Source organism: Thalassospira mesophila (assembly GCF_002115755.1).
Classification (GTDB): Bacteria; Pseudomonadota; Alphaproteobacteria; order Rhodospirillales; family Thalassospiraceae; genus Thalassospira; species Thalassospira mesophila.
On the sequence record NZ_JFKA01000007.1, the window covers coordinates 101,957 to 124,381 of the forward strand.

At 54.3% G+C, this 22,425-nt stretch carries 16 protein-coding genes; 10 read left to right on the forward strand and 6 right to left on the reverse strand.

Annotated features, from left to right (window positions below; translation table 11 throughout):
- Positions 1-80: 80 nt before the first annotated feature.
- From prfB to TMES_RS15420, 8 genes are all read left to right on the forward strand, one after another.
- Positions 81-1,209, forward strand: a protein-coding gene (prfB, locus tag TMES_RS15385) for a peptide chain release factor 2 (protein WP_143589684.1) whose coding sequence is annotated in 2 segments (ribosomal slippage) — positions 81-149 and positions 151-1,209 — 1,128 coding nt in all. Because the reading frame shifts where the segments join, the coding sequence is not laid out codon by codon here.
- A 193-nt stretch (positions 1,210-1,402) separates the two neighbouring features.
- Positions 1,403-2,716: a YjiH family protein gene (locus tag TMES_RS15390; protein ID WP_085584120.1), complete on the forward strand. Its 1,314-nt coding sequence runs from the start codon at positions 1,403-1,405 to the stop codon at positions 2,714-2,716.
- A gap of 336 nt (positions 2,717-3,052) precedes the next feature.
- Positions 3,053-3,490, forward strand: coding sequence for a MarR family winged helix-turn-helix transcriptional regulator (locus tag TMES_RS15395; protein ID WP_085584286.1), 438 nt, complete (start codon positions 3,053-3,055; stop codon positions 3,488-3,490).
- Positions 3,487-4,638 (forward strand): HlyD family secretion protein, encoded by a 1,152-nt coding sequence (locus tag TMES_RS15400; RefSeq protein WP_085584122.1) that lies wholly within the window; start codon positions 3,487-3,489, stop codon positions 4,636-4,638. Before TMES_RS15395 ends, TMES_RS15400 begins: the two co-directional genes overlap by 4 nt.
- The gene (locus tag TMES_RS15405; RefSeq protein WP_085584124.1) at positions 4,635-6,191 is read left to right on the forward strand and encodes a DHA2 family efflux MFS transporter permease subunit; all 1,557 of its coding nucleotides are present in this window, start codon (positions 4,635-4,637) and stop codon (positions 6,189-6,191) included. The genes TMES_RS15400 and TMES_RS15405 overlap by 4 nt, the downstream gene beginning before the upstream one ends.
- Before the next feature lie 597 nt (positions 6,192-6,788).
- Positions 6,789-7,016, forward strand: a complete 228-nt coding sequence (locus TMES_RS15410) for a hypothetical protein (RefSeq protein ID WP_085584126.1) — start codon at positions 6,789-6,791, stop codon at positions 7,014-7,016.
- 166 nt (positions 7,017-7,182) lie between these two features.
- Complete coding sequence (locus TMES_RS15415) at positions 7,183-8,721, forward strand: DNA-3-methyladenine glycosylase 2 family protein (protein WP_085584128.1); 1,539 nt, start codon at positions 7,183-7,185, stop codon at positions 8,719-8,721.
- Positions 8,696-9,223, forward strand: a complete 528-nt coding sequence (locus TMES_RS15420; RefSeq protein WP_245835475.1) for a methylated-DNA--[protein]-cysteine S-methyltransferase — start codon at positions 8,696-8,698, stop codon at positions 9,221-9,223. Before TMES_RS15415 ends, TMES_RS15420 begins: the two co-directional genes overlap by 26 nt.
- A 97-nt stretch (positions 9,224-9,320) precedes the next feature.
- On the opposite strand, the gene adhP is transcribed toward TMES_RS15420, so the two are convergent.
- Positions 9,321-10,343, reverse strand: coding sequence for an alcohol dehydrogenase AdhP (gene adhP / locus TMES_RS15425; protein ID WP_085584131.1), 1,023 nt, complete (start codon positions 10,341-10,343; stop codon positions 9,321-9,323).
- Between the two features lie 166 nt (positions 10,344-10,509).
- Positions 10,510-11,481, reverse strand: coding sequence for a LysR family transcriptional regulator (locus TMES_RS15430; protein WP_085584133.1), 972 nt, complete (start codon positions 11,479-11,481; stop codon positions 10,510-10,512).
- A gap of 300 nt (positions 11,482-11,781) precedes the next feature.
- Between TMES_RS15430 and TMES_RS15435 the strand changes: the two genes are divergently transcribed.
- Positions 11,782-12,735 (forward strand): DMT family transporter, encoded by a 954-nt coding sequence (locus TMES_RS15435; RefSeq protein ID WP_085584135.1) that lies wholly within the window; start codon positions 11,782-11,784, stop codon positions 12,733-12,735.
- A 73-nt stretch (positions 12,736-12,808) separates the two neighbouring features.
- On the opposite strand, the gene TMES_RS15440 is transcribed toward TMES_RS15435, so the two are convergent.
- From TMES_RS15440 to TMES_RS15455, 4 genes are all read right to left on the reverse strand, one after another.
- Positions 12,809-13,630 carry a DUF455 family protein gene (locus tag TMES_RS15440; RefSeq protein ID WP_085584288.1) on the reverse strand — a complete coding sequence of 274 codons (822 nt, stop codon included), beginning with the start codon at positions 13,628-13,630 and terminating at the stop codon, positions 12,809-12,811.
- A gap of 113 nt (positions 13,631-13,743) precedes the next feature.
- The gene (locus TMES_RS15445) at positions 13,744-14,517 is read right to left on the reverse strand and encodes a response regulator (protein ID WP_085584137.1); all 774 of its coding nucleotides are present in this window, start codon (positions 14,515-14,517) and stop codon (positions 13,744-13,746) included.
- Between the two features lie 299 nt (positions 14,518-14,816).
- Complete coding sequence (gene bcp / locus TMES_RS15450; RefSeq protein ID WP_085584139.1) at positions 14,817-15,281, reverse strand: thioredoxin-dependent thiol peroxidase; 465 nt, start codon at positions 15,279-15,281, stop codon at positions 14,817-14,819.
- 67 nt (positions 15,282-15,348) lie between these two features.
- Positions 15,349-18,330, reverse strand: a complete 2,982-nt coding sequence (locus TMES_RS15455) for a bifunctional [glutamine synthetase] adenylyltransferase/[glutamine synthetase]-adenylyl-L-tyrosine phosphorylase (protein ID WP_085584141.1) — start codon at positions 18,328-18,330, stop codon at positions 15,349-15,351.
- 286 nt (positions 18,331-18,616) lie between these two features.
- Here TMES_RS15455 and TMES_RS15460 point away from each other — a divergent pair, with 286 nt between their 5' ends.
- Positions 18,617-22,384, forward strand: coding sequence for a YhdP family protein (locus tag TMES_RS15460; protein WP_085584143.1), 3,768 nt, complete (start codon positions 18,617-18,619; stop codon positions 22,382-22,384).
- The last annotated feature ends 41 nt before the right edge of the window (positions 22,385-22,425 follow it).

The following is a 22,425-nucleotide window of genomic DNA, read 5'->3' on the forward strand; positions in this document are numbered from 1 at the left end:
ATAAGCGCCGCCGATGACGCGATGTTTGCGACTTTCGGCAGGCATCGTCCAAACCAGATTTTTGTATAACGGAGACATCAATGCGCGCTGAAGCACAGGCATTGGTAGATGAGATCAAGCAGTCGATGGCACTGCTGAGGAGGCATCTTTGACTGGGATAATGCCCTTAGACGCCTCGACGAATTAAACGCCCTTGCCGAAGACCCGACCTTGTGGGATAGCCCCGATAACGCGCAAAAAGTCATGCGCGAACGGACCCATCTGGAAGATTCGATTAATGGTTACAAATCACTGGCACAGGACCTTGCGGACAATATCGAACTGATCGAACTTGGCGAAGCCGAGGGCGATGACGATACGGTCACGGAAGCCGAAGACGGTTTGCGTTCCATCCGCGATATTGCGGCCAAGCGTGAACTTGAAAGCCTGTTGTCTGGCGAAGCTGATTCCAACGATGCCTATTTGGAAGTGCATGCCGGTGCCGGTGGGACCGAAGCACAAGACTGGGCCAATATGCTGGCACGCATGTATGTGCGCTGGTCGGAATCCAAGGGTTACAAGCTGGAAATGCTTGAAGAAAGTAACGGTGAAGAAGCCGGTATTAAATCTGTGACCTACAAGATTTCCGGGCATAATGCCTATGGCTGGCTGAAAAACGAAGTTGGTGTGCATCGTCTGGTGCGTATTTCGCCTTATGACAGCGCGTCGCGTCGCCATACCAGTTTTTCGTCTTGCTGGGTTTATCCGGTGGTCGATGATGATATCAATATCGAAATTCTGGATAAGGATTTGCGGATTGATACCTATCGGGCATCAGGTGCCGGTGGGCAGCACGTTAACCGGACCGATTCCGCTGTGCGTATGACCCATATTCCAACCGGCATTGTGGCCCAGTGCCAGAATGACAGATCCCAGCATAAGAACCGCGAAACCGCGATGAAAATGCTGAAAGCCCGGTTGTATGAAGCCGAATTGCAGCGCCGCGAAGCCGAAGCCCAGGCCGTTGAAGACACCAAGTCCGATATTGGCTGGGGGCATCAAATTCGCTCGTATGTGTTGCAGCCCTATCAAATGATCAAGGACCTGCGCACCGGTGTTTCAACATCCGACACCCAGGGTGTTTTGAACGGTGATCTGGACCAGTTCATGGCCGCAGCCCTGGCCGCGCGTGTGACCGGGTCGGCGGGCGAGATCGAAGATATCGATTAACCGGTTTACAGTCCGGTTTTGAAACCCTCGTTGTTTTTTGCAACGGGGGTTTTTCTTTGCCCGGATCGAAAATCTGGATGTAGTGGCGAGGGCTTTTGAAATTTCCTGTTGCAGATTGCGTTGAATTGTATAGACATAATAACATGTCTATACAAAATAGATGCCTATAAACGCGAAATTCAGGGAAGCTGTTATGTCGTTAAGGAACGAACCTGTGCCCGGGCAGGCCAATGCCGCCAATATCTGGCGGTTGCTGGGATTAAGTGCGATTGGCATTTTCATCTTTTTTGTGCCGATCACGCTGGAAGGTAAAACATCGATCCCGCTCGATCATATGGTGGGGTATTTACGGGGCGTATTGGGGGCAGTGGCCGGGTATTATGCGCTCGCCATGATATGGGCAGGGGCGGCTTATCCGTTTGTGACCGGCAAGTGGAAAACCGGCACCACCGAAAAGGTTTTCTCGCTGCTTAAAGTGATTGGCGCACTTACCGCTGTTCTGGCCCTGACCGGCTGGGGGCCCCAAGCCCTGCAAACCGGTGATATGTTGCCGTTCTTGTTTAACAAACTGGTGATTTCGGTTGGCTTGATTGTGCCGATTGGTGCCGTGTTTCTGGCCTTGCTGGTCAGTTACGGGTTGCTGGAATTTATCGGGGTGTTTTTACAGCCGGTCATGCGCCCGATCTGGAAAACACCGGGGCGTTCGGCGATTGATGCTGTGGCCTCTTTTGTGGGCAGTTACTCAATCGGGTTGTTGATTACCAATCGGGTCTATAAGGCCGGGCAATATTCCGCCCGTGAAGCTGCTGTTATTGCGACCGGTTTTTCGACGGTGTCGGCAACCTTCATGATCATTGTCGCCAAAACCCTGAACCTGATGGAAATCTGGAATCAGTATTTTTGGCTGACACTGGCAATCACCTTTGTGGTGACGGCTATTACTGTGCGTATTCCGCCGCTGTCGGGGATGGATGACCACGCCAGCGACCCCGAACAGGAAGTTCCGTCGGGCCAGCGTATGCGCACGGCGTGGCAAAGCGGCCTTGATGTTGCCCACAACGCACCGGGATTGCTTGAAAATGTGAAGCTGAATTTCCGGGAAGGTTTGCTGATGACCTTGTCGATTTTGCCTTCCATCATGTCGGTTGGCCTGATCGGTTTGCTTTTGGCGAAATACACCCCGGTGTTTGATTGGCTCGGCTATATCTTTTATCCGTTCACGGCTATTTTTGGCCTTGATGGGGCGATGGAACTGGCCAAGGCATCGGCAACGGGCCTGGCTGAAATGTTCTTGCCTGCCTTGTTGCTGGGCGATGCTGATATGGTGGTGCGTTTTGCTGCCGGGGTGGTCAGTGTATCGGGTGTTTTGTTCTTCTCGGCGTCGATTCCATGCATTCTGTCTACCGAAATTCCCATTGGTGTCGGACGGCTGGTGATTGTGTGGTTTTTGCGCGTCGCGCTAAGCCTGTTATTGGCGATACCTGCAGGAATGCTGATCGCGAGCTAGGCTAAAACCGGTTCTGATGTGATTAAAGCGGCCCCGGATGTATGTTCCGGGGCCGTTTTTGTGTTTATGAAGGCCGCGTTGCCGCAGGAATTTTCAGCTGTGAAATTTTGGCATGGGTGCAATGCGACATAAAAAACGATTTAGAAACAAGGTCTTATGTCGACTTTGGCAGCAGTCTTGTTCTGTGATGCATTTCACACTTGCCATTCTGCGCCGCAATTTCATATACATTGCTTACAATATGTATTGCGTATTATAAGTTGGAGCTGGTTTTTGCAATCCTCGCGTGATCCCCAAAGAAGCATCGGCTTTTTGCTGAAAGACGTTTCGCGTTTGATGATGCGTCGTTTCAACCGCCGTGCGCGCGATTTGGGACTAACCCAGTCGCAGTTGCAGGCCCTTGCTTTTCTGGTCCCGCGCGAGGGGATTAATCAGGCTGCGCTGGCCGAAATGATGGATATCCAGCCGATTACGCTGGCGCGTTTGATTGACCGGCTTGAGGAATCCGGTTTGGTGGAACGCAGGCGTGACCCGGATGACCGGCGGGCGGTTAATCTTTACATCGGCAAAAATGCATCTCCGCTTATTGATAAAATGTGGGAATTCGCAGCGGAAACCCGGCGCGATGCGCTGAGTGGCCTGTCGGACGACGAACAGGAAGTCATGATCGATACGTTGCAACGTATGCGCATGAACCTGATTTCGTGCGAGCAGGACTCGGCTGACAAAAACCCGCCCGCAGGAAAATCTGTTTTAAAAGGCAAAGAAGAATGAACGAAAGAGTGGATAATGCCACCGACATCGAGGGTGGCAATGGCACTGCTGGCACGCCGAAACGCAAACGGCGTTGGTTGCGGCCGGTCTTGCTGATTTTGGGGCCAGTGGCTGTCATTATTGGTGGCACCTACTGGTACTATTCGGGCGGGCGTTATATTGAAACCGAAAATGCCTATGTCCATGCCGATATGGTCGCCATCAGCCCGCGGGTCAGCGGGCAGGTTGCCGATGTACTGGTGCATGAAAACCAGCAGGTTAAAAAGGGCGATGTTTTACTGCGGCTCGACCGTAATCCCTTTACCATTGCGGTGGAACAGGCACAGGCAAATCTGGCATCTGTCCGCCAGGACATGAATGCGCTGAAACAGGGTTACGCCGAACAGCAGGGCAGCCTTGAGCTGGCCAAGATCAAGCTGGAATATGCCCAGCGGACCTATGCCCGGCAATCGCAGCTCAGCAAAAAAAACGTGGTGTCACAGGCGACCTTTGATGATTCCCAGAACGCAGTTGCCAGCGCCAAGCAGCAAATTGCACTGGATCGCCAAGCCATGCAGACAACCCTTGCCAAGCTGGGCGGGTCGGTGGACACCCCGGTCGAGCAATTGCCGCAATTTCAGCAGGCCAAAGCCGCGCTTGATCAGGCGGAACTTGATTTGGCCCATACGGTTATTACTGCACCCTTTGATGGTGTTGTGACCAACAAACCCGAACCTGGTGCCTATATTACACCGGGCAAAGCGGTTGCCAGCCTGATTTCAACCAAATCGATGTGGATTGATGCCAATTTCAAGGAAGTCGATTTGACCTATCTTGAAACCGGGCAGGAAGTTTCGATCACGGTTGATGCCTATCCTGAACAAGAATGGAAAGGTGTTGTGCAAAGCGTTTCACCAGCAACCGGGGCCGAGTTTTCGGTGTTGCCCGCCCAGAATGCGACGGGTAACTGGGTGAAGGTTGTGCAGCGGATTCCGGTTCGTATTGAACTTGAAATGACCAATAGTCAGCCGGTCCTGCGGGCCGGTATGAGCACGACGGTTGAAGTTGACACCCATCACAAACGCGAAATGCCCGCCTTTGCCCAGACGGCATTGTCGTGGGTTGGTGTCAATCAGGCCGAAGCCGGCACCAGGGATCGCGTGCAATGAGTTCTGCCGCCGCAACAGCAGGCATGGAAACCACGCCAATGGAGCGTGGCCTGACCACGGTTTCCATCATGCTGGCAACCATCATGCAGGCGCTTGATACAACGATTGCAAACGTGGCCTTGCCGCATATGCAAGGTACGATGTCGGCCACCCAGGACCAGATTTCCTGGGTGCTGACATCCTATATCGTTGCGGCTGCCATCATGACGCCGCCAACCGGGTTTCTTGCCGCCCGGTTTGGTCGGCGCAAGCTGTTCATTTGTTCGGTGGCGGGCTTTACCATTGCATCGATGCTGTGTGGTGCGGCAACGTCCCTGCCTGAAATTGTCATGTTTCGCCTGTTGCAAGGGGCATTCGGGGCGGGGCTGGTGCCATTGTCGCAGGCCGTTTTGCTCGATACCTACCCCAAGGAACAGCATGGTTCGGCCATGGCGATGTGGGGCATGGGCGTTATGCTGGGGCCTATTCTGGGGCCGACATTGGGCGGGTATCTGACCGAATATTATAACTGGCGTTGGGTTTTTTACATCAATCTGCCGGTGGGGCTGATGGCGTTGGGCGGGATCATGGCGTTTGTGCCTGAAACCTCCAAAAAGGCGGGCCTGCCGTTTGACTGGTTTGGCTTTGCCCTTTTAAGCCTGTCGATTGGCGCGCTTCAGATGATGCTGGACCGGGGCGAATCCCAGAACTGGTTTTCGTCCTATGAAATCCTGATCGAAATGGTGCTCAGCATTTTGTGCATCTATATGTTTCTGGTGCATATGTTTACCGCCAAAAACCCGTTTCTTGAACCGGGCCTGTTCAAGGATCGAAATTTTGCTATCGGGTTGATCTTTATCTTTATTGTTGGCGTGGTGTTGCTGGCCACACTGGCCCTTTTGCCCCCATTCCTGCAAAATCTGATGGGGTATCCGGTGGTGACGGCGGGTATATTGCTGGCCCCGCGCGGCATTGGCTCGATGATGGCGATGATGCTGGTCGGGCGACTGGTGGGTCGGTTTGATGTTCGTTTTCTGATCCTGTTCGGGTTGGGGATGACAGCACTGTCGCTATATCAGATGTCGTGTTTCACAACCGAGGTCAGCGCGACCACACTTACCATGACCGGGATCATCCAGGGTGTCGGACTCGGGTTTATTTTTGTGCCGTTAAGTACCATTACCTTTGCGACATTGAACCCGAAATACCGCAACGAAGGTACCGCCATGTTCAGCCTGATGCGCAATATCGGGTCGAGTATCGGCATTTCGGTGATGACAACCATGCTGACCCAGAACACGCAGGTTGTGCATTCAAGCTTTGCCGCCCTGTTAACCCCGTTTCGCCATGCCATGCAGGCGCCGTGGTTGCCTGATGCCTGGAACTGGCAAACAACGGCGGGGGCGGTGGGCCTTAATAACATGATTACGACCCAGGCCAGGACCATTGCCTATCTTGATGATTTTCAGGCGATGATGTGGATTGTGCTGGCGGTTGCGCCCCTGTTGCTGGTGATGCAGGGACCAAAGAAAAAACGATCTGACAAGGAACAGCATATGGAGGTGATGGATTAGTCCATCGGGTATTTTCTCCACGGTTTTCGTTGTCCATGTTCTTCCCCCCCAACTTCCCCGCATGGACAGCGGAGCAAAAAGCGGCGCGAATTTATTCGCGCCGCTTATTTGTTTTGGGGTGGTTTGCGGGCGGACCGGTCAATTTGGTATTGCTGCCCCGCATTTTCTCCCAATCAAATATTAACCAGAATGCGCTAATGTAAAAAATAGCGTCAGATCGGGTCCGTTATTGGTTGCTATATGACATGGCAAGCTGATAATTGGTCCTGCCGTGCGGCTTGCTCTTAAAAGAAGAAATAATTCATGCAATAGCAGCCCAAGGCTACCAGATGCTTGTGAATATCCTGCTTTGGAATTCCAGCGAGAAACCGCGTTTCATGTAAGTTTTTCATCGCTTGTGGCGAGAAGCTGAACATTTACCGGTGACTAGTTTTTTCTGCCGTAAAGTTGATGTGCGAACCTTGCCATCTTCCATCATATCACTGTCATAGTTTCGCCGTGACTTTCGCGCAGAATACCCGGTGTTATCAAAGCCGCATTCATCGTCGGCGATGAATGTCAGGTCTTTGTTTCGATATATTACGGAGGTTCAAAAGAATGGCGCGGAAAGCGGACCAGAATGTCGCCATTGGCGACCAGTTCAGGGTTACCAATGCCCATAGTTCGGTTTTCGAGGTTCTTGAAATCCGCGACATCTCACCGGCACCACATGCGTTGATCGTCAAGACCAACGAAAGAAGGTCGCCGTCCCTTATTGCTGTGTCCACCTTGTTAAATCCCAATTTTTATCAACGGGTTTACACGGACGAGCCGCCTAAACACTGATCGCAACCAATAACGGGTGGGAAACCCCCGTTCTGGTTTGCCCGGATGCACAGGCCGCGCCAATTATGTTTGGCGCGGCTTTTGTTTTGCCGGGCAAAGATGTTCGGGAAAATGTCAGAGTCCGAAACTGGCGAGTATTTATGTGCCGTTCTGCTAAACTGCAGGCATGGAACAAATCAATGACGACATTTGTTATGCCGCCTTGCTGGCGCGTGATAACCGGTTTGACGGGCGGTTTTATACTGCTGTTAAAACCACCGGCATTTTTTGTCGGCCCATTTGCCCGGCGGTAACGCCCAAGCGGCAAAATGTTGAGTTTTTCCCCACAGCCGAAGCCGCCATTGCACACGGGTTTCGCCCCTGTTTGCGCTGCCGCCCCGAAGCCGCCCCGGGCAGTGCAGCCGCAGCGGGCGTGCATGCGACTGTTCGTCGCGCTGTGCGCCTGATCGAGGAAGGCGCGCTGACCACTGGCTCGGTCGAAGACCTTGCCGATCGTCTCGGCCTTGGTGCCCGGCATTTGCGGCGTATTTTCAAAGATCACACCGGCGTTAGCCCGCAGGACCACGCCAAGGCGCGCCGCTTGCTGCGTGCCCGGCAACTGATTGTCGATAGCAACCTTTCGATGACAGAAATTGCCGACATTGCGGGGTTTGGCAGTTTGCGGCGTTTTAACGATGCCATGAAAGGTGCCTATGGCCACGCGCCAACCGCCTTTCGGCGCGGCCTCACGGATGTTTCCGACTCCAAAGTCACGTCAGGGACAAATAACCCGATGCAGATACAAAAAGACGACATGGTTTTGCGCCTTAAACCCCGTCAGCCCTTTGATAACGATTTTTTGCTGGGTTTTTTCCGCGCCCGGTCGATACCGGGGCTGGAAGCGGTGGGGGATGATTATTATTGCCGGGGCTATTTGCTAGGCGGTGCGCCGGGCTTGATGATTTGCCGGTTTTTACGCAATGGCAGCATTGAAATTTGCCTGCGTGGTGAAGACCGCAGCAGCCTGTTAGACCTTGGCGCACGGGTGCGCCGCCTGTTTGACCTTGATGCCGATATGACCGCGATTTGCGCCGTTTTTGCCGATGACCCGTTATTGGCCCCGCTGGTGCAACGCCGTCCCGGCCTGCGCGTGCCCGGCTGCTGGGACCGGTTTGAACTTGCCGTTCGCGCCGTGCTGGGCCAGCAGGTTTCAGTGGCGGCGGCACGCACCCTGGCTGGGCGTATTGTTGTGCAATATGGCCAGGCCCTGCCGGATCATTTGGTGGCAGGCACCGGGATTACGCATTTATTTCCCCAACCCGCCGTCTTGCAAGGGCACGATTTAATCGCCATTGGCCTGACAAAACGCCGCGCGCAAACACTGGGCGATGTGATTGACCTGTTTGCCCAACCCAATATGGCGGAACGCACCGGCGACGCTATTCTGGCCGATTTGGCCGCGATTAAGGGCATTGGGCCGTGGACGCTTAATTATTTTGCCCTGCGCGGGTTGGGCGACCCGGATGCCTTCCCGGCCGCCGATCTGGGTATTCTCAAAGGATCTGCACAGGGTGGCGGGCCAGAAACGGCCAAAGAACTGGAAAAACAATCGCTGCAATGGCGCCCGTGGCGGGCCTATGCCGCGCAATATTTATGGTCGGCCCTGATCCCCGATGCGGATAGCACGAACAAGGAAACTGATGATGACCACAATCACGCAAATTGACGTCGCCCGCTATGACAGTCCGATTGGCCAGCTAAGCCTGGCTTCGGTGGAAGGGCGGCTGGTGCATCTTGATTTTGAAGATAATGATGATCGTCTGCATCTGATCTCCTCGCGCCGGTTTAAAAATATCGACTGGTGTGAAAGCGGTTTTGCCCCTTCATCGGTTCTTTCGTGGCTGGATGCCTATTTCGCCGGACGGGTGATGGATTTGCCAATGGCCGATATTGATATGCGCGGCACGGATTTTCAAAAATCTGTCTGGCAGGCACTGATCGAAATTCCATCGGGAACCAGCGTTTCTTATGGCAACCTGGCAGTAATCCTGAACAACGCCAAGGCCGTGCGCGCAGTGGCGCGGGCCAACGCCCTTAACCCGGTCTCCATCATCGTGCCGTGTCATCGGGTGATTGGTGCGGATGGCACTTTAACCGGCTATGCGGGTGGATTGGCGCGCAAAAAATGGCTGCTGGAACATGAGGCCGCGTTGTCGCGGGCCGCTTGATGCAGTTGAACGGTTAAACACGGTAAAAATAAATGTAATGCCATGCCGGAAGTAAATCCGGCACGGCATTTTATGTGGGGTTCGGGGTGGCGACAGATCAGATCGACATCACGATGCGGCCATCAATTTTGCCGCCGCGCATGCGGTCGAAAATGGAATTGATGTTTTCAATCGGTTCGGTGGTGAAATGCGAATGTACTTTGCCGTCGCCCGCAAATTCCAATGCTTCTTGCAAATCGGCACGGGTGCCGACGATAGAGCCGCGAATGGTTTTGCGTGACAGGACGGTATCAAAAATATCCAGCTCGAACGTTCCCGGCGGCAGGCCGCAAAGCGCCATGGTGCCGTGACGGCCCAGCATGCCAACGCCCTGTTTAAAGGCGCTGTTCGATACCGCCGTTATCAGCACACCATTGGCACCGCCCATCTGTTTTTGCACCTCGGCAACCACATCGGTTTCGGCGGCGTTCAGCGTCCAGTCGGCACCCAGGTCTTTGGCGAGCTGCAGTTTTTCGCTGGTAATGTCAACAGCGATAACTTTCATGCCCATCGCCTTGGCATATTGCACAGCCATATGGCCCAAGCCGCCAATACCGGAAATAACCACCGTTTCACCGGGTTTGCATTCGGTTTCTTTCAGGCCCTTGTAAACCGTAACGCCTGCACATAACACCGGGGCGGCATTGCCAAATTCAAGTGTATCGGGCAAATGGCCAACATAGTTGGGATCGGCCAGCACATATTCGGCAAAACCGCCATTTATGGAATAGCCGGTATTGATTTGTTCGCCGCACAGGGTTTCCCAGCCGGTAATGCAGTGATGGCAATGCCCGCAGGCGGAATAGAGCCACGGCACGCCCACACGATCACCAACCTTGACCGATTTAACACCGGCGCCAATTTCGGTGACAAAACCAACACCTTCGTGACCGGGAATAAAGGGCGGGTTCGGCTTTACCGGCCAGTCGCCTTCAACGGCGTGCAAATCGGTGTGGCAAACGCCAGATGCCTCGATTTTTACCAGAATTGTACCGGGCGTAACCTTGGGAACAGTGACGTCTTCGATTGACAGGGGTTTGCCAAATTCGCGCGCTACGGCTGCTTTCATTGTGGCAGGCATGCTCGTCCCTCCTGATGTGGTTATGTGTGGCGATAACCGGGGTCATCACAGGACGGAATGATAGCGACTTGCAAGTATGCAGCCTTGCGTTACATCAAATAGTGCTAATTTATCGGTGCGATTATGAGCCAACAAGCCGGGCTATCCGGGCCATCGGGCTGCCGGGTCAGGCCGCATGGGTGATGGCAAAATCGCCGTTGCGGACAAGCTGGCTGACAAGCTGGTGAAACAGGGTGTGGCTGCGGTCATATGTCAGAACCAGTTCGATGTCGGGCAGGGGCGGGAGCATATCGTTATCGTTCAAAATGATATGGTCGCTGCCAATAGCGTTATGGGGCAAAATGCCCACACCCAGCCCCGCCGATATTGCCAACCGGATATTGTGATAGGACGCACTGCGATAGGCGTTAAAATAGCCGTGGCCGGATTGTTCAATCGCGGCAATTGCCGCCGCGCGATAGGCGCAGCCATCGGGAAACGTGATCAGCGGAATATCGCCATTCAGGTTGGGTGCGATGGTTTGTGATGCGATCCAGCCAAGCGGCTGGCGATGCAAAACAGTATCGTTGGATGTGTTGGGTGCCGGGCGCACATGTGTTGCGGCGCTGGTGTTGGTGCCGATGGCCGGGGCGACTTTTTTATAAATAATAATATCGATCTCGCCCTGGCGGTAGTGTTCGCAGACTTGCGATGACAGGGCGGATGTGACCTCGACCCGTAAGGCCGGGTTGATTTCCATGCAGCGCCGCACCGCCGTGGCGATATTGCCCAGCGGAAAATCATCGGGCACCCCCAGCCGAACCCGGCCTTGTAATTCGGGTTGGCGAAAGCTGTCTATCGCGGCAGACAGGCGCGATAAAATTTCCTCGGCCATGGGCAACAGCCGCTTGCCATCCTCGGTCAAATCGGCAACCTGCCCGCGTCGCCTGTCGATCAGGCGGCAACACAGGATTTCTTCCAGCTTTTGCAGGCTTTGGGTAATGGCAGACTGGCTGCGCATCAACGTGGCGCTGGCAAGCTGAAAATCCAGCACGGCGGCAATGGTAACAAAGGTGCGCAATTGTTCCAGCGTGATGCGCCGGTCATCAAGGTGGCGTGCCGGGGAGGGCTTCGAAAAGCTGGAAGTAGTTGCTGTCATTGCGGGGTACCGTGCGCTGGTGTTTGACGGGCAAAACACGAATTCTTCAAATCACTATAACTGATTTGATCGCCATTTTAATTAATTTTCCAATTAAATCCGGTTCGGGCACAGTTTGGGCAATGTTTTTTGACTAATCCCAAACTCATTGATCGAAACCGATCAACGAGGCCCTCAATCGGCGGGCGGGCTTATTGTGCCTTTGCCTTTCGCGGCACTGGCCGCGCGGCGCCGTCGCGCCTAACCATGTCTCCATGAGAAGACCTCATCGAGACATGGTATAATAAAAGGAATTGCCCGATGGGACGCATCATCGTGTTGTTTGCAGGCTTTAGTCTGGTGTGGTCTTCGGCCTTTATCGTGGGCAAGGTGGCGATTGCCGACCTTGATCCTATTGTGTTGCTCGCCATTCGTTTTTTGGTTGGGGCCGTCTGTTTGTTGCCGTTTGTCGTGCGCCGGGGGCGGCGGTTTTTGCAAATGCCGGTGATGCGTTTTGGTGCAATTGCGGGTGTTTTGAATAATGCCCTGTATCTGGGGCTTAGTTTTATGGCCCTGCAAACGGTTCCGGCCCCGATATTGGTCGTTATCATTAGTTGTGCGCCGCTATTAACCAGTGCGTTTGCCGCTTTAACCGGGCAGGAACCGCTAAACGCGCAAAGGTTGGCCGGTTTTGCCATTTGTATTGTTGGTGTGGTTTGTGTGGCGGTGTGGCAGCCCGGGGCGGGCAGCAACATGGCACATGCGGGCATAGCTGGCATGGATGTGTTGGCGGGCTATGCCATGGCAGTTGGCGGTACAGTCGCCTTTGCCTTTGGCACGGTTTATTTGCGGGCGCACTCGGTTGGGGCATCACCGGTGGACGTTAATTTTTGGCAATCGCTGGTCGGCGGGCTGGTTTTGGTGCCGGTCGCCCTGTTTCGCGCCCCCGAACTGGTATTATGGCAGGCGGCCTTACATCTGCAAACCCTGATGGCGATTTTGTATCTGGCGGTTGTGATTACATTGGGGGCGATGTTTATGTGGCTGTATCTGATTAAACGGTTCGGGGCCAGCAAGGCCGCCGCCGCGCATTTGATCAATCCGCTATCGGGGCTGATATTGTCTGCCGTTATTTTAGGAGGCGACATTGCCGCGATCCAGATTGGCGGGGCGGTTTTGATTGGTTTCGGGCTTTATATTGCGGTGTTTCGCGCGCCTGCTACCCGCCATCCGGTTTGCCGCAAAATGTCTGGTTCGTGCAAGGCCTCATCCTGATGTGTCAGCCATATTGCATGCCCTGCCGGTTCATCCTGCCCGGCAGGGGGATTTACAAGGGGAATGCCGGGTTTCAGGCGTTGTCGCCGTCGCCGGGGAGCTCCAGAACGTAATCCTGATAATAATCGGGCGGCATACCGGCGTCATAGCGGGCTTCGTCATTAAAGGGTGGTTTAAGCGGCCCGCGCAGGTGTTTGCGCAACAGGGCATGCCAGGTAGTGTAATAGGGCAGGCCGCGTTTATCGCACATCATTTCATAATATTTGCGCCCCGCACTGACATGGGCGACTTCCTCGGCGGCGATCTGTTTTAAAATTTCGGCACTTTCCGGGTCGCCATTGGCAATCAGGCGCTCAACCGTCGGCGGGGTCGCATCAAGCCCGCGCGCTTCAAACACCATTGGCACAACGGCAAGGCGGGCCAGCAGGTCATAGGCGGTTTCCATGCTGCTTTGCCACAGGCCGTCATGGGCGGGTAAATCGCCATAGGTGGCGCCAAGTTCGCCGAGCCGTTTGGTCAGCATTAAAAAATGTTTGGCTTCGTCGGCGGCAACTTGCACCCAGGCATCGTGAAAATCGCGCGGCATGTTTTCGTCGGGGAATCGCACGGCGATGTCCCACGCCAGATCAATGGCATTAAGTTCGATATGGGCCAGGGCGTGCAACAAACCAATGCGCCCCTTAAGCCCGCCTTTGCCGCGTTTGGGCATTTTGTTGGGCGGCAGGGTTTCGGGTTTGGCGGGGCGGGCGGGCCAGTCGGGCAGGTCGGCGCGGCCAACATCGGTAATGATCCCTTCCCGCCATTGCCGCGCCAGATCAATGCTAAAGTGGGCCTTTTGCGTGGGATCAACGGTTAAAAGGGCCTGTTTGGCAGCATCAGCAAGGGTTTGGGGCATAATTTCCATAACGGTTGGCGGTGGCGGAATGAAAAACGGACCGGTTCCGGGGGACGTGGTCCGTTTTTGCGTCAATTAAAGGGTGTTTCAGGCCAAACGTGGTTTGGCCGATCTCAGGTGATGTTAAAACGCGCCAGTGCCTCGGCCAGATCGTCGCCAAACGAGCCGCCTTTGCGGATGATGGCAGTGCGAAACGGCAAATCGCGCAAGGACGGGTGATTGGGCGCGTCGGATGTTAAAACGGCCGTTGGAATATCGCGGGTTTTGGGCATGGCCTGCAACGCACTGACCAGATCAACCCCGTCAAGGTCATCGATTGTTTTGGCAACGATGATAAAATCGGGCCGGGTGCGCACGGCAAGCTCAAGGGCCTCGAACGAGGACTGGGTGGCTGAACTGCGATAGCCACAGGCGGCGAGTTCGCGTTCAACAATGGCCGCCATCGAACGTTGCGGAATCACCAGCAAGGCTTCGACGTTGGTTTTGCTAAACCATGCCGGGTCGATGTCGGGCGCGCGCTTGGAGGGCAGCTCACGAACAAATTCGGCGGAATCGGTGCTGGTGCCGGAAATGTCACCATCAAGAATGCCTTCGATCTTATCGACAAAAGACTGAATGTCGGCGATTGAATCGTCGTTCAAATCGCGGCAACTGGTGACATAATCGGCCAGACGGTGGCTGGTCAGGTTGATCAGCGGGGCATTTACCGATTTGCCCTTGTATCGCAAGTTGAAAACTTCGCGCTGGATCGCGGTTAGCAGAACATCGCGGTTGGTTTGAGAATGGGCATTTTGCAAATGCACATCAAGGCTGCTGATGATATCGCGGGCTTCATCCTTGAAATCGGCTAACATTTGATCGTCAAGATCAACGACATTCTTGTTCATTAACTGGCCCCGCCATTCATACGGTCAAATTTTCTGTCCCGGCCGCCCCCTCGGCGGACGCACAAACTCCCGATTGATGAATATCATATTATTGACGGGCACTTGCAAGATGCATAGGGGCCTGAGAACAAAATTTATGAATTTGTTCAATGAGTTGAAATCAAACAATAATAGTTGAGATGCGCGATTAGGGGAAAAACAGTTGCAAAAGGAAGGATGCGATCATGTGCGGCAAAATGCAACTGGCCGCAAAGCATATGCTTGCGGCCAGCCTGAAACCATGACCGGGATATGCGAGGTTAAAGGGCTTTGACGGCGGCGAGAACCTCGTCAACATGGCCTTTGACCTTCACTTTCTCCCAGATGTTGCGAATGACACCCTCGGCATCAATCACAACAGTGGTGCGTTCGATGCCCATGTATTTTTTGCCATACATGCTTTTTTCTTTCCACACGCCATATTTTTCGCAGGCGTCGCCGTCTTCGTCTGCTGCCAGCGTAAAGTTCAAATCATACTTGGCTTTAAACTTGTCGTGGCGGGCGGCACTGTCTTTGGAAATGCCAATAATTTCGGCATTCACGGCGGCAAAATTGGGGTGTTGGTCGCGAAAATCACACGATTCGGTGGTGCAGCCCGGCGTCATATCCTTGGGGTAAAAATAGATCACCACCGGCTTTCCGCGCAAATCGGACAATTTTACGTGGCCGCCGCCATCGGTCGGCAGGTCAAAATCCGGGGCGCTATCTCCAATCGCAATGCTCATATCTGGTGGTCCTTTGTTTTGGGCAGTTTAATCAATGCTGATGATAAGGGGGCAAACGGTGATCGGTTCAGTCTGGCTGGGGTACCGGGCCCAGTTTTTCGGCCGGTTCCGTGATCAGGCGGTCGTAAATCTGTTTTACCCGGTCTGCGGTGTCGCTCAGTTTTTGTTCAAGTTCGCCAAAATCCTCGCACTGCCCCGCACCGGCCAGCATACGCCGCAAATCGGTGCTGGCATTTTCGGGGTTAAACCGGCCTTCGGTGGTCAGGCGAAGCATGGCCTGCAAGGCCAGCCAGAAGGACGCGGCATTGGCCAGCCATGTGGCATCGTCGTCAGGCAAAATGCCGGCTTTACCCAAACGTTTAAAAACCTTGCGTGTGGTTGACGATAAAATTTCCGGGTGGTCATGGGCATGATTTAACTGCAAATATTGCGCAATAAATTCCAGATCCACCAGCCCGCCCCGCCGCAATTTAACATCCCACGCCTGATTGGTGCCTTTGCTGGCGGCCATGCGGTTACGCATGTCATAAACATCGCGCAGCAATTTGTGCGGGTCGCGCTGTTTGCATAAAACCGTGCGGGTGCAGGCCATGACCTTTTGTTGCAGTTTTTCCGGGCCATAAACCGGGCGCAGGCGGGTTAGCGCCATATGCTCCCATGTCCAGGCTTCGTTGTTCTGATAGGCATCAAAACTGTTAAAATGGCAGGCCAGGGGCCCTTTGCTGCCGCTGGGGCGCAGGCGCAAATCGGTTTCAAACAGCACGCCTTCGGCTGTTGGGGCCGATAGCGCGTTGATATATCGCTGGCTGAGCCGAATGAAATAATGCCCCGGTGATAACGGCTTTTCACCATCAGATTCATCGCATCCCTCGGGCACGTCATAGACAAAAACCATGTCAAGGTCGGAGCCCGGGGAAAGCTCCTGCCCACCATGTTTGCCAAGGGCAAATACCGCCAGCCCGCCTTCGTCAAACCCGCCATGTTTCTGGGCGAAATCATTGGCAATACGCGGAAACAAGCCGCGAATGGATACATCGGCAACATCGGCCAGTGCGCGCCCGGCCTGATGCGGGGTGTGACGGTTATGGATGGTTTGCACATCAATGCGGAATTTCTGGTCGTTGGCCCATTGCCGCGCAATATCAAGCCACTGTTCCACCATTTCGGCACCGGGTTGGGACAATTGTTCGTTTAACTGCACCAGCATGGTTTGGGCGTCGGGCAAGTCATCGTTAAAGCCCGACATTAAAACATAATCCAGCACGCTGGCATTGCGGCCCAGATATTTGGCCATGCGCGGGGCGGTGCCGGCAATTTGGGCCAGCAGGCGCAACAGTTCCGGGTTGGCGGTGAGCAGGGAAAACAATTGCACCCCGGCGGGCAGTCCTTTTAAAAATTCATCAAAGGCGCGAAAGGCCATGTCGGGATTGGTGGTTTCCGATAGCGATTTTAACAGGGTGGGCATCAGTTCGGTTAAAATCTCGCGCGCGCGGCGCGACCGTGTGGCACGATACCGCCCATGGTGCCAGCCGCGCACGGTGCTGGAAATCATGCTGGCATTTTCAAAGCCCATCTGGTGCAATTGTTTGATGGTTTCGGGGTCATCTTCGGTGCCGGTAAAAACCAGACTGCCATCTGTACCGCCCAGCGGGGAATCTTCTTCAAACAATTCGGCATAATGCGATTCAACCCGGCGTAAATATCCCATCAAGTCGGATTTAAAGGGCTCGCTGGCGTCATACCCCAAAAAACATGCAAGGGCTGCCAGCCCTTCTTCGGTTTCGGGCAGGGTTTGGGTTTGCTGGTCATGGGTCATTTGCAGGCGATGTTCAACATTGCGCAAAAATTCATACGCTTCGAGCAACTCGTCGCGGACCACTTCGGATATCTGTTTAAACGCGCATAATTCACGCAGGGCATCGCAGGTGCTTTTGCAGCGCAACGAAACCTCGCGTCCGCCCCAGATCAATTGCTGGGTCTGGGCGAAAAATTCAATCTCGCGAATGCCGCCGCGGCCCAGTTTAATGTTATGGCCGGGCACATTGACTTTGCTGCCGCCACGCAACGCATTGATTTGCCGCTTGATCGAATGAATGTCCTGAATGGCCAGAAAATCAAGATGTTTGCGCCAGACAAAGGGCCGCAGGATTTTTAAAAATTCCTGTCCGGCAGCATAATCGCCCGCCACAATGCGGGCCTTGATCATCGCGGCCCGTTCCCAGTTTTGCCCTACGGTTTCATAATAGGTTTCCGCTGCCAATGCCGAAAGAATGGGCGGGGTCGATGCCGGGTCGGGGCGCAGGCGCAAATCGGTGCGAAAAACATACCCGTCGCCGGTACGTTCTTCCATAATGCGGGTCACATCGCGCACCATGCGCACCAGAATTTGCTGCATTCGGTCCGGGTCGACCCAGCCGATTTTTTCGCCGTCATAGAGAAAAATCAGGTCGATGTCGGAGGAATAGTTAAGTTCGTTTGCACCCAGTTTGCCCATGCCAATGGCATAAATGCCGCAGTCGCGCAGCGGATCATCGGGGTGGGGAATGCCAAGGTTGCGTTGCCGGGCGGTGGCCGACAGGCAATGGGCCAGTGTGTAATTCAACGTAATTTCGGCCGTTTTGCTGATCGCAGCGGTGATTTGCACCAGATCCCAGCTTTTGCTGATATCGGCCAGGGCAATCACCAGGGCGGCGCGCCGTTTGGCCCGGCGCACGCGCATCATGGCGGTGGGCTGGTCGGTGCCTGCGGCGCTGGCGGCAGTTTTAACATCATCCAGTGCCAGGTCAAACGCGTGATCCAGGCCGTGATCAAAGGCAACAGCAATCATATCGGGGTCGCGCAGGGCCAGGCTGGTCAAATACGGGCTGTTGCCAAACAGGGATGCCAGAACCGCATGTTGTGCCGGGTCTTGTGCCATTTGGGCAAAGCGCTCGGCCATGTTTTCCCAGACCGGTTTACGTGCAAGATCAAACCAGCGTTCAAAGCCGGTTTTGCAGCGTTCGGCATCAAAGGGGGCAGGCAGTGTTTGTTGGGTCCAGGCAAGGGTCACGTTGGGCCTTCCTTTGGTTTTGGTGCCGGTGCGCCCTGCTTATGACCGGGCGAACGACATTCTGGCAGCATCTTTTTGATGTTAAATCACACTTTAGTCATAACCTCTCTTGGAGATGACAAAAAGGCCCTGTAAACACAAGCAAGATCACAACAGCTTTAATTTAAGGCAAAATCACGGAAACCCTTTGCCTTGTAGCGCGTTAATGCTTTGATCAGTAAAACTGGATGCAAGCGGGTTTGGGGTAAACAGGCCATTGAAGCACGTTAAAAAAGTTTCGGGGTTTATGGCATCACTGTTCGCATTTTGCGTACTGTTTGTGGGTGTATTCTCTGGTGTGCTGATATGGCGGATATCACAAGGTCCGATCTCGCTAAATGTGATTGCGCCCTATATTCTTGAAGAACTTAATAAAAGCTCCGGCGATCTGAAATTCGATGTCGAAGACATGGTGCTGGTCTGGCGTGGATGGGAAGAAAAGTTTGACGTCCGCATGCGTCAGGTTTCGGTGCGACAGACCAACGGGCGTGAAATGTTGCGCATGCCAGCCGCCGACGTTGTGTTTTCCAGCCGCGCCCTTTTTAGCGGTATTCTGGCCCTGCGCGAGGTTGATCTGATTGCACCGCGCATGCGGCTGGTGCGCCATAGCGACGGCAGTTTTGATATTGGTTTGTCGGGCGATCTGGCCGACGTTTTGCCCGGAGACGATGCGGCTGACACGGGCGATAACCAAGGTGCCGATGGCACAACCGCCCGCGTTCCCGATGCTGATATGCAAGCCCCGACTACCCCGAAAGACACGGCGGTAATGTCAACACCGCTACCCGATGCCGTGACACCCAATGGTTCTTCCGCGCCACCCGCACAGAGCAATACCGGCCCGGCAAGAGACACAAACCCGGCGAATGCCGTAACGGAGGTTGCACCGGGAACTGGCGCGAATGCCACTGATCCGGCAGTAACCGATGTGCCAGCCGATGCCAATGCCGGGGCAAATACCCCTGCAGGTACCGTCGTTGATCAAAACGCCGGGACAGCCGATACCGGGGCCAAACCCGGTGATTTGGCCGAACGCGACCTTATTTCGGGCAGCACCATTATGCGCCGCGTGGTGGCGATTTTATCGGGCGAGGCTGTTGATTCTCCTGCTGCGGCCTATTTTGAAAGTTTTGGCATTTATAATGCCGATTTAAAGGTCGAAGACCGGGTGCTCGGTGTGGTGTGGTCGGCGCCGGATGCCGATATTCGCCTCGCGCGCAGCCCGACGGGCATTGATGCCGATATGAAAATGTCGGTTGCCGCCGGGGACCTGACCACGGATGTTACCGCAACGGCGAGCTATTCCACCCAAGACGAACGCATTGCCTTAAAAGCACATGTCAGCAAGGTCATTCCGGCGTCGCTTTCGACCATATCATCGGAATTTATTGGTCTGGACCGGTTCGATTTGCCGGTGTCGGGGGATTTTGACGTTAATCTGGGGGCCGATGGCAGCGTTTTAAATGTTGTTGCCAAGCTTGATGTTGGCGCGGGACGGGTGCAATTGCCCACACCGCTAAATTCCATTTACGATATTGATGGCGGCAAGGCGACCCTGAGCTATGTGCCGGGAAAGCTGGCCTTTCGCGATGTGAGTGTGCAAACCGGTAAAACCGGGCTTGATATGAATGCCGATATTGAACATCCGCTGGGCGACTGGGCGGTCGCGTTGAAGGCCGCGGCAACAAATGTTGCCACCGACGATCTCCGCAATTTGTGGCCGGAAACACTTGGCGATAACCCGCGTGGATGGGTGTTGGAAAATCTGTCGGGTGGCGGGGTTGACCGGGCTGAAATTGACCTTGCGATGCATCGCGGACCAAACGGCGATGCCGCCATTGACCATATCAAGGGCGATATGACCATCGCCGGTGTTGATGTGCAATATTTGCCCGGCATGCCAAAAGTTATCTCGGCCTCGGGCCGGGCGGAATTTGACGCCAGCAGTTTCAGCATTTTTGTAAATAGCGGTGCCGCTGACGGCATTGAAGTGGACAATGCCAAACTGGTGTTTTCCAAACTTGATACCGACGGCGAATGGGCCGATATCGAATTTGTGGTTCATGGCGGCGTGCGCGATGCCATGAACCTGATCGATCACAAGCCGCTTGGTTTTGCATCCAGACTGGGGATTGATCCCAAACAGCTTTCGGGCAGCCAGGCGACGCGGGTGAAATTGTCGTTTCCGTTACTGAATAATTTGACGTTTGACGATGTAAAAGTTTCGGCAGCATCGCGCATTGAAAATGCCAAGGTAACAAAGGTTTTCCGCAATCTGGATTTGGCAAAGGGCAATTTTGAATTGCAGGTCAATACCGAAGGGCTGGAATTGAACGGCGATGCGCAGTTGGGGAATGGTCAAAACACCATCAACTGGGTCGAAAGCTTTGATTCCAAAACACCCCTGACCAGCCATTATCAACTGGGCGGCACATTTGACCTGGCGGCGTTAAATGACATTGGCGTTGATGTTTCATCGTTTTTGCACGGCAGTGCCTATGGCAATGTTGAAATAAAGGTTATCCGCGCTGGCGATGTTGAAGTGGTGGGAAAAACCGACATTACCAACAGTGTCATTGATATTGCCGAGGCCGATTACCACAAGGATGCGCAAAAACCGGGCAAACTGGGTTTTGATGTTGTGTTTAAGGCCGATGGCGGCGGGGTGGTGCGTAAACTCGATGTGACGGCCCCCGACGTGGCGATTTTGGCCAGTGGGCGCTGGCGCGGCGATAACAAACTGGACGACAAGGCCCATTTTGAGCTGGCCAACGGCCATTTTCGCGAAAACAGTGGCCTGTCCGGTACATTGATTGTTAAGGACAATGATGCCTTGCAGGTGGATCTGAGCGGCGAACAGATCGACCTGCGCCCGTTTCTAAGCGAAAACGGAACGGCAAAAGACCCCGGCGCGTCCGCCGCACCGCAAGTACCCTCGGGCAATGCGGCGACGGCCACGACGACCAAGGGTAAAACCGAATTTTCGACGATTGATATCAATCTGCAAGCCAACCGGTTTTATGCCAAGGGGGATAAACCGGTCATTGAAAACGGCAAGATCACCTATAGTCGCCGTAAGGACGATTCCGAAATTGACGTGGTCGCCGACCGGTTTGATGCCCGGCCGTGGATCAGTTCGTCGTCGGGCGATAATGGCACGCAAAATCCCCCCAGCTCGGCAGAAACAGCCGCCAACGGCCCCGAAAGCGGGGGCATTGGCGAAGAAACATCACGCCGGGGCGGCAAGAAGGAAATCTTTCTGGATTTTGGCGAATTACAGGCGGCGCGTGACCAGATCGTTAAGGGGCTAAAGGGTTCAATCCATGTTGAAGGCGACGAATGGCGGTCTATTGTTTTAAATGGCAAGTTAAACGGCACGGCCGATGTTTTTGCCCAGGTTGAGCCGGTTGCCGGGGGCAAGCGCAAGGTGCAGCTAACAACCGACGATGCCGGGCGGTTTTTGGCTGCGATTGACCTGTATGGCGATTTGCGTGACGGCAAAATGACTGTGCAGGGCATGGTCGATGACCAAAAATATTCACAGCCCTTTACCGGAACTGCACATATCGAAAATTTCCGCATTGTGAATGCCCCGTTAGGTGCGCGGGTATTAAATGCTGCATCCTTGCTGGGACTGGTCGACTCGCTTCAGGGCAAGGGGATTATTTTTGATGCCATGGATGGTGAATTTACCTATGCCAACGATGTGCTAACGGTTTCCAAGGTCGCGGCAAACGGGGCTGCGATCGGGGTGACGGCAAATGGCAGCATTGATATGGCCACCGATGAAATCCGGCTGGCCGGGTCGATCGTGCCGTTTTACGCGCTTAATTCGGTATTGGGTAAAATTCCGCTAATCGGTGATTTGCTGGTGGGCGAGGAAGGCGGCGGGGTGTTCGCCCCGACTTACACGGTCGAAGGGGCGCTTGAAAATCCCGATATTTCGGTTAATCCGCTGTCCACCATTGTGCCCGGCGTGTTCCGTAACCTGATTACCGGGGCCAAACCGGGGTAACGAAGGCCGTAATTGCCAGCCGTCATTTATACCTGGTTACT